At 73.0% G+C, this 8896-nt stretch carries 5 protein-coding genes; 4 read left to right on the top strand and 1 reads right to left on the bottom strand.

The window, feature by feature from the left end; all coding sequences use genetic code 11:
* Nucleotides 1-230: 230 nt before the first annotated feature.
* Nucleotides 231-1400 carry a mannose-binding protein gene (locus tag J8N05_RS37230; RefSeq protein WP_210891055.1) on the bottom strand — a complete coding sequence of 390 codons (1170 nt, stop codon included), beginning with the start codon at nt 1398-1400 and terminating at the stop codon, nt 231-233.
* Nucleotides 1401-1855: 455 nt separating this feature from the next.
* Here J8N05_RS37230 and J8N05_RS37225 point away from each other — a divergent pair, with 455 nt between their 5' ends.
* From J8N05_RS37225 to J8N05_RS37210, 4 genes are all read left to right on the top strand, one after another.
* The gene (locus J8N05_RS37225) at nt 1856-2713 is read left to right on the top strand and encodes a type VII secretion system-associated protein (protein WP_210891053.1); all 858 of its coding nucleotides are present in this window, start codon (nt 1856-1858) and stop codon (nt 2711-2713) included.
* 92 nt (nt 2714-2805) lie between these two features.
* Nucleotides 2806-4044, top strand: coding sequence for a ricin-type beta-trefoil lectin domain protein (locus J8N05_RS37220; RefSeq protein ID WP_308287028.1), 1239 nt, complete (start codon nt 2806-2808; stop codon nt 4042-4044).
* Between the two features lie 165 nt (nt 4045-4209).
* Entirely contained in the window at nt 4210-7527 is a 3318-nt protein-coding gene (locus J8N05_RS37215; RefSeq protein ID WP_210891048.1) for a right-handed parallel beta-helix repeat-containing protein, read from the top strand.
* On the top strand, nt 7524-8789 hold the full coding sequence (locus J8N05_RS37210) for a S8 family serine peptidase (RefSeq protein ID WP_210891046.1): 1266 nt from the start codon (nt 7524-7526) through the stop codon (nt 8787-8789). The genes J8N05_RS37215 and J8N05_RS37210 overlap by 4 nt, the downstream gene beginning before the upstream one ends.
* Nucleotides 8790-8896 lie beyond the last annotated feature (107 nt).

Genomic DNA, 8896 nt, shown 5'->3' with positions numbered 1-8896 from the left:
GTTGGTGCTTGAGCGAAGCGTCCGCGCGCGAAGAAGGGGAGGCGGCGCGCTGCGGGGAGACAAGTATGAGCAGTACATGGGCCCCCGCAAGTCGCAAGCCACATGCCACATGCCGCAAGCCACAGGCCCCCGCGGCCGTCCCCGGTTCGAGGGCGGGCGCAGGGGCCTGATGGCGGGCTGTGAGGCGGTGGGTCGGGTGACGGCCGCACAAGGAGCGGCGACCGCCGGGGTCAGGTCGACCAGATGACTCCGCCGTTGTGGAGGATGACCACCTTCGCGTCGGCTCGCAGGATCAGCTGGGCGTTCGCGTGGCCGTGGCTCTTGGAGGCCCAGATCGGGCGGTCGTCGCCGTTGTGGATGACGAGATTGCCGTCCTCCTGGAAGATCGCCCGGTGGTTGCTGCCGAAGGTCATGGACGCCCAGATCGGCTTGTCCTTCTCGTTGTAGACGACGAGGTTGCCGTCGCCCTGCATGACCATGCGGATGCGGTTGGTGCTCCAGGACTGGCCCGTCTGCAGCACACTGGTCGCGTAGACGGTCTTGGTGCCCCAGTTCGGCTTCGGGGCCGCCTTCGGCTTGTCCTTGGCCGGGGACTTCGACTTCTTCGCGGCCGGGCTGCTCGTCTTCGCCTCCGGCACGGGCGCGACGGCCTTGGGGGCGACCTGCGGAGCCTCGGTCTTCTTCGGCTTGTCCTTGCGCGGGGACGAACTGGGCGTCTCGGCCACGTAGTCGTCGAGGACGGCGGGGGCGGAGCTCGCGTTCAGGACGGTGTCGGAACCGTCCGCGGCCAGCCCCTTGTTGTCGGGGCGCCCGTCGTCCTGTGCGCTCCCGGCAAGCAGCAGCGGTATCGCGATCAGGACGGCGCCGGCGATCGCGGCCCCTGCCAGGACCGGCTTGCGGGGGCGTCCGTTGTTCACGCCGGTGCCGGTCTTCGTGCCCGGCGGGGTCGTCGCGACGGCCGCCGCGACGGCGACGCCCTCCGTACGCGCCTCGGACGTCTCGGCGGTTGCCGCCGCGGGCGAGGGCGCCGCAGGGGTGGTGGGAGTGGGGGGTGTGGGGGGAGTGGCTGAGGTGGACGGGGTGGCAGGAGCCCCGGCGGCCTTCCCGTCCGGACCGGTGCCGGTCTCGCCGTCCGGTTCGGTGCCGCTCTCCGCGGCCGGGGCGGCGCCCTTCTTCCCGGCCGGGGCGGCGCCTGACTTCGACGCGGAGGACTCGGAGGACTCGGAGGACTTGGACGACTCGGAGGCTTCCGGGGTCTCAGGGGCCTTGGCGGCGGCAGGCGCTCGCTCGTCCGGTGCCGACGACGACGCGGGTGGGGACGCGGGTGTGGACTCGGCCTCCTCCGCGCCGGCGGCGGCCCCCTCCGCGTTCGCGCCGGGGGTGTGGTGCTGGGGGGACATGCGGTACTCCTCCTCGGTGGCGGAGCTGTCGGTGGTGGGCACCGGCCCGGACAACGGCTGGGCCGATCCGATGCCCTCCTGAGCTGCGAGGCCTTCCCGTACGGTCCTGGCTTGGACGTCCGGACGGAAGGCACGAGTACAAGGCGGAACAGGGCACTTGTACATGGACGGGTCCGATGGCAGACCCAACCTAGCCCGTCGCAGGGGCGACAGCAGCACCCTCAGCCCCAACCGCCCCTTCGCTTTGTCCGTCCACGCCTCACTGCTCCCGGAAAGTTCTCCATCCGGGCAGCAAACGGGCACAGGGCCGCCCGATACGGGTCCGCCCCGGCGCCCCACGCGTGGGACTGGTGTGGCATCCTGTTGGCTCCCCGATCTGATCGATATCGGCATCGGCGTGCGCGCGCGTGATGCGGCGCCCAGGAATCCGTACGGACCGAAGAGTTCAGGTGAAGATGCGGCCCGGAGAACGGCAGGAGGGCAGGCACGACGCCTTGCCCGTGGTGCCCGACGGCTCCGGCGGGACCGCCGCCACCGGGTCACCCGCCGACGGCGCCCCGGACGCACCAGCCGTCGCGGACACCGTGAACACCGTGGACAACCCCGACATACCCGAGGCCGTACGGGCCGCTGCCCGCCGGGCTCCCGGTCACTGGATCGGGGTGGTCGACCCGGAGTGGACCGAGGAGCGGACCCCGCCGGAGTGGGCGGTCCTGGGGGAGTGGCAGTCGGACGAGAGCGGTGGCGTGGGCGAGTACCGCGCCAACCCGGCGTACCGGCCCTCGGCCCAGGTGCTCGGCTGGCCGGAGCCCACCGACCCGGTGGACGCGGCGGCACAACGGGCCGCCACCGGTTACGGCTCGGTGGACGAGGCCCTCGCGGCGCTCGCCGAGGCGGAGGTGACCGTGGTGCGCGCGCCGGACGGCGGGCCGCTCAAGGGCACCGGACAGGACGGGGCGCCGGTGGTGCTGTTGTTCACCTCACCGGCACACGAGTTCATGTCCCCGGTACTTCGCCATGGCAGGCTTCCGGCGCGGCAACTGGCCCGGTCGCTGAGCGGTTCGGGCACCCAGCTGATGGTCAACGCCGCCGCCGCGGCACCCTTGTTGGTCCCGGCGGACAGTCTTCTCGGTCCCGTGGGCGGACCGCCTGCCGAGGGAGCCGCCGCAGCGGACCGTACCGGCACAGGCACAGGCACAGGCACAGGCACAGGCACTGGCACCGGCACCCAGTCCGTGACCGCGCCGCCACCGAGCGACAGTTCTCCTGAACTTCACCCCCACAGCCCCCACATCGCAGGGAGGACCCCGTGACACGTTCGACCCAGCAGCCCCCTGCCTCCCCGAGTGCGTCCGCCGAATCCGGTTCGGGCGGCGGTTCCGGCTCCGGTGGCGAGGAGACGGCCGTGACTGCCACCTCCGGCTCCACGGCCGCCGTCGCCGAGCCCGGGCCCCGGTCCGCGCCGGAGCGCACGCCCGAGCCCGCAGCGGCGAAGGCCGGCACGAAGTCCGGTGAGGCCGAAGGGGCCGAAGGGGCGGCCCCCCGGGGCAAGACCGCCGACCCCGAAGCCGCGACCGAGCCGGAAGCCAAGGCTGGGACGAAGCCCGAGGCCGGGACCAAGTCCGAGGCTGGGACCAAGTCCGAGGCTGGGACCAAGTCCGAGGCCGGGACCGATCCCGAGGGCGGGACCGACTCCCATGCCGGGGAGGGCGGGACCGACTCCGAGGCCGACCCCGGTGCCGCCGCCGCGGCCAAGAGCCGGCTCCCCGCGCTTGTACGGACCATGACGGCGACCGCGATCGACCGGCCGCAGCAGCAGACCGGGCCCGTGGGCCGGCCGGGCAAGGCCGTGCTGGCCGGGGCCGCCGTCGCGGGCGCGCTGCTCGTGTCCGTGCCGTTGCTGATGCTCGGCGGGGACGACGACGAAAAACGCAAGGGACCGGCCTCGGCCGGAACCGTGCTGGGCGGCAGCGCCCAGGACGTGCCGGGAGAGTTCGCGCAGACCTCGCCCGACACCGGTTCCGCGGGCGACGACAAGAAGGACTCCGTCCAGCAGGGCAAGTCGGCCCAGAACGCCGCCACGTCCGCCCCGGCGAAGAGCGAGGGCAAGGGCAAGGGCGAGGACGACGGCGAGGCCGAGAAGGGCACCGCTCAGAAGGACGCCGGACAGAAGGACGAGCCGGCGAAGGAGAGCGGCGGGAAGACGACCTCGGGCGGGGGCAAGAGCGGCTCCACGAAGGCCGGTTCGGGTGTGACCCTCAGCGCCCCCGTCTCCCTGCGCAGTCATCTCTCGGGCAAGTGCATCGACGTACCGGGCAGTGATTTCGGCGACGGCAAGAAGCTGTTCGTGTGGGACTGCAACGGCGGGGCCGCCCAGAAATGGCAGTTCGCCTCCGACGGCACCGTCCGTATCAAGGGCCTCTGCCTGGACGTGGCCAATGCGAACTACAACGACGGCACGCCCATCCAGATCGCCCGGTGCAGCGGCAACTCCGCCCAGAAGTTCGTGCTGAACGCCAGCCACGACCTGGTCAACACCGTTGTCGGCAAATGTGTCGACATCAAGGACAACAACCGGGGCAGCGGTGCCTGGCTGCAGCTGTGGAGCTGCGCGGGCACCGACAACCAGAAGTGGAGCGTCTGAGACAAGGCGCCCGCGGTCCGGGAGAGTCCCGGAAGGTCCGGGAGCACCCCTCTCGGCACCCGCCCGCCCCAGGGCGAGGCATGATGGCACCGTCGGTTTCACCGACACGCGCCCCCGGTGAGGGGGCGCCCGTAGATGAAGCCCCCGTGGCAAGGAGGTTGGTGCGTGTCGCGCCAGGTACTGACGGTCGGTCCGGGGGACCGGGATCGCTACCGGACGATCGGTGAGGCACTCTCGGCTGCCCGTACCGGCGCGCTCATCAGCGTCCGGCCCGGGACGTACGCGGAGAACCTGGTGATCAACACCAGGGTCACCCTCACTGCCGAAGAGGGCCGGGGCACCGTGGAGATCCGGCCGCGCTCGGGCAGCGTGCTCGCGCTGCGCGCCGATGCCGTGATGGTCTCCGAACTCACCCTGCGCGGCGGCGACGCCGAGCAGCCCGCCGTGGACGTCCGGCGCGGCCAGGCCGCGTTCGACGGCTGCGAGATCATCGGCTCCGCCTGGACCGCGCTGCTGGCCGGGGGCACCGGCTCCGTCGCGCTGCGCGAGTGCCGGGTGAGCAACTCGCAGGGCGCGGGCATCGTGGTCACCTCGACCACACCCACCACCGTGGAGTCCTGCACCTTCGAGCACCTCGGCACCAGTGGCCTGGTCCTCGCGGAGCAGGGCGAGGCACGCATCCGCGGCTGCACGGTCCGCGACGCCCGCGGCAACGGCCTGCTCGCCAACGGCGAGTCCCGCGGCACCGTCGAGGACTGCGACATCTCCTCCACCGACAAGCCCTCCATCGCCCTGGAGGAGACCAGCTCCCTCTCGGTGATCCGCACGGTGGTGCACGACACCAGCACCGGTGTGCACCTGAGCAGCGGGGGCCGTACGACGCTGGAGGACGTCCGCGTCACCGGCTCGTCCGGCAACGGGATCGTCCTGGCCAAGGGCACCGACCCGGTGCTGCGCCGCTGCCGCGTCTCGCGCACCCGCGGACACGGCGTGCTGGTCACCGACCGGTCGCGCGGCACCTTCGAGGACTGCTGGGTGGACGGCGCGCAGGGCGCGGCCCTGCGGGTCGCCGGGGCCGCCTCCCCGGCCCTGACCGGTCTGACGGTCCGCGACTGCGACCAGACCGGGCTGCTCCTGGAGGAGGACTCGGCGGCTGAGCTGGACCACCTGGAGGTGATCGGCGGCTCGCCCGCGATCGCGGTGCGCGGCGGCGCCAACCCGCTGCTGCGCCGGGCCCGGCTGGTGGAGCCCTCCGGCGACGGCATCGTGGTCTCCAAGGACGCCCGGGGTCGCGCCGAGGACTGCGAGATCGTCCGGCCGAAGGGCGCGGGCGTACGCGTCGCCTCCGGCAGCACCCTCTACCTGGCCGGCGGCGGAGTCTCCGACACGACCACCAACGGCCTGGTCGTGGACGACGGCGGCAACGTCACCGTCCGCGACTTCCGCATCGAGATATCCGGTGAGGAGGGCGTGGTCGTCGCCGCGGGCGGCGAACTGACCGCCAACCGCACCTCGGTGCACGCCCCCAGAGGCCACGGGTTCCTGCTGCGCGAGGGCGCGCTCGCCTCGCTCAGCGGCTGCGAGGTGTCCGGCGGCGCCCAGGACGGCTTCCGGATCGAGTCCACCGCGCCGGTCTCCCTGGTGAACTGCCTCGCCCGGGAGAACGAGGGCGGCGGCCTGGTGCAGACCGCCCCCGGCGAGCGGCTGGCCGTGGAGGGCCTGAACAGCAACGGCAACGGCAAGCGGGACGCCTGGGGTTCCGGCAGCGCCGAGAACACCGACCCGGCGGGCTCAGGAGCCGCGGACGCGCCCGCGGCGGACCGCCCGGAAGGCCCGCTCGGCGCCCTGAACGCGCTGATCGGCCTGGAGAACGTCAAGCAACAGGTACGTACGCTCGTCAACCTGACCCAGCTCGCCCAGCGCCGCGAACAACTCGGCATGTCGGCCCCGCCGATGAGCCGTCACCTGATCTTCGCGGGCCCGCCCGGTACCGGTAAGACCACCGTCGCCCGCCTCTACGGCGCGATCCTCGCCGAACTGGGTTCGCTGCGCAGCGGGCACCTGGTGGAGGTCTCCCGTGCCGACCTGGTCGCGCAGGTCGTCGGCGGTACCGCGATCAAGACCACCGAGACCTTCCAGCGGGCACTCGGCGGTGTGCTGTTCGTCGACGAGGCGTACACGCTGACCTCGGACAGCAACAACGGCGGCGCCGACTTCGGCCGCGAAGCGGTGGACACCTTGCTCAAGCTGATGGAGGACCACCGCGACGACGTGGTGGTGGTCGCCGCCGGCTACTCCCGCGAGATGGACTCCTTCCTCGCCTCCAACCCCGGTCTGGCCTCGCGCTTCTCGCGGACCGTCGAGTTCGAGAACTACTCGGTCCCCGAACTGGTCGCGATCATGGAGAACATGTGCGCCCAGCACCAGTACGAACTGGGTGAGGGCACCGAGGCGGCGCTCGCCGCGCACTTCGAGGCGATGCCGCGGGACGAGGGCTTCGGCAACGGCCGTGCCGCGCGCGGGGTCTTCGAGGAGATGGTGGACAGACAGGCGGTCCGGCTCGCCTCCCAGCAGCAGGTCGGCGAGCGCGATCTGCGGCTGCTGCTGCCCGACGACGTCTCCGCGACCGCCGTCACCAGTGCGGCCGAGGCCGCGGCACCGGCCGACGACCCGCTGACCCGCCTCGGCGACATGATCGGCCTGTCCGAGGTGAAGCGCGAGGTCGCGGACCTGGTCAACCTCATCACCACGGCCCGGCACCGTGCCGCCGCCGGGCTGCCGGTGCCCTCGCTCAGCAACCACCTGGTCTTCACCGGCCCGCCCGGTACGGGCAAGACGACCGTCGCCCGTCTCTACGGGGAGATCCTCACCCAGCTCGGTGTCCTCCAGCGGGGCCAGCTGATCGAGGCGGCCCGCGCGGATCTCGTCGGCCGCTACATCGGCCACACCGCCCAGCTCACCCGCGAGGTCTTCGAGAAGGCCCGCGGCGGTGTGCTGTTCATCGACGAGGCGTACACCCTCACCCCGCGCGGCAACGGCGCCGACTTCGGGCAGGAGGCGGTGGACACCCTGCTGAAGCTGATGGAGGACCACCGCGACGAGGTCGTGGTCATCGTCGCCGGCTACACCGACGAGATGGAACGCTTCCTCGCCTCCAACCCGGGCCTGTCCTCGCGCTTCCCGCGCCGGATCGCCTTCGCCGACTACTCCTCGGAGGAACTGGTCACCATCGTCCGCACCCAGGCCGCGAACATGGGCTACGAGTGCGGGCCCGGCACCGGTCCGCTGCTCAAGGAGTACTTCGAATCGCTGCCCCGGGACCGGTCCTTCGGCAACGCCCGCCTGGCCCGCCAGGTGGTCGAGTCGATGGTCACCCGGCAGGCGGGACGGCTCAGTTCGCTGGCCGCGCCCACCCTGGACGATCTGCGCATCCTGCTTCCCGGCGACGTCGTGGCCGTGACACCGAAGGCGGCACCCCGATGAAGACGTCCGCCCGCGGGGCCGCCCGCATGCTGTCCGGGGTCGGCTGCGTCGCCGCCCTGCTGCTGCCCACGGCCGTCACGGCCCAGGCGGCGCCCCTGGCGCGCGTTCCGGCGGCCGACGGGAAGAAGGGCCAGGAACTGCCCGGCATGCCCTCCGCGCTCGACTCGGACGCGCCCTGCACCCCCGCCTCCCGCGAGAAGGCGAAGAAGCAGGACTGGTCGCGCCAGCGCCTCGACCTGGACCGGCTGCACGGGTACAGCACCGGTGCGGGTGTGACGGTCGCCCTGATCGACACCGGTGTGGACACCGGGGCCGAGGGGCTCGACGGCCGGGTCACCTCCCAGGGCACGGCCGGTGACGACTGCGTCGGGCACGGCACCTTCCTGGCCGGGCTGATCGCCGGGGCCGGCGGGGGCGATGCGCGGCTGACCGGTGTCGCCCCCGGCGCGAAGATCCTGGCCCTGCGCGGCACCGACCAGCGCGGGCAGGCGAGTTCCGCCCTGGTCGTGGCGGCGCTGCGCGCGGCGACCGAGGCCGATGCCGACGTCATCGCGGTTTCGGTGGCTCTGCCACGCCGTGACAAGGAGCTGACGCGTGCGGTCGCCGACGCGCGGCGCGCGGGGGCGGTGGTGGTGGCCGCGGCCACGCCGGACCCGCCACGCGGGGCCGGAGCCTCCGAGGAGATCCCGCCTCGCAGCTACTGGCCGGCCGCCGAACCCGGCGTCCTGTCGGTCGCCGACATGCTTCCCGCCGGGGTCCGGCCGGACAACGCCCTGGCCACCACCGGTGTCGATCTGGTGGCGCCCGGCGCCGGGGTGGTCTCCGGCGGGCCGCGCGGCGACGGGCACTACCTCGGTGCGGGTGCGTCGGTGGCTGCCGCCTACGCGGCCGGGGCCGCCGCGGCGGTCCGCGCCGCCCGGCCCGACGACTCGGCCGACGACGTCGCCCGTCGGCTGACCGCGACCGCGTATCCGGCGGACATCCCGCAGCTCGACGCCTACGCCGCCGTCACCACGGTCCTCAGTGACTCCGCCGGGGCCGGTGGGGCGGAGCGGGCCGCCGATCCCGTGACCGTCCGCGACACGACCGCGGCGGACCGGGCGACCGACCGGGCCACGCTCTTCGTGGTCCTCGGCACGGCCGGCGTGCTTGCCGTTCTATGGGGAGCCTTCGCCCTTCCCAGGGCCCGGGCACGGGGGTGGCGGCCGGCCTCTGCTTCCGCCTCCGCGCGGCCGGTTGCCGCTGAAGCGGACGGGGACTGACGGCCGCTCGTCGTCTGCGGGCCGGTGGGGGCCGGCCGCTTAGGGCAAAAGATTGCGCCGTTCCCCGCGCCCCTGAAAAGGGGCGCGGGGAACGGCGCAATCTTTTG

Source organism: Streptomyces liliiviolaceus, assembly GCF_018070025.1.
In the GTDB taxonomy this organism is placed as follows: Bacteria; Actinomycetota; Actinomycetes; order Streptomycetales; family Streptomycetaceae; genus Streptomyces; species Streptomyces liliiviolaceus.
Note: the sequence above shows the minus strand (reverse complement) of the source record. Positions and strands in the feature narration are given on the sequence as shown.

Excerpts from the sequence above, each read along its gene's own strand:
- J8N05_RS37230 (WP_210891055.1), bottom strand. The coding sequence starts at position 1,400 with ATGTCCCCCCAGCACCACACCCCCGGCGCGAACGCGGAGGGGGCCGCC.
- J8N05_RS37225 (WP_210891053.1), top strand. The coding sequence starts at position 1,856 with ATGCGGCCCGGAGAACGGCAGGAGGGCAGGCACGACGCCTTGCCCGTG.
- J8N05_RS37210 (WP_210891046.1), top strand. The coding sequence starts at position 7,524 with ATGAAGACGTCCGCCCGCGGGGCCGCCCGCATGCTGTCCGGGGTCGGC.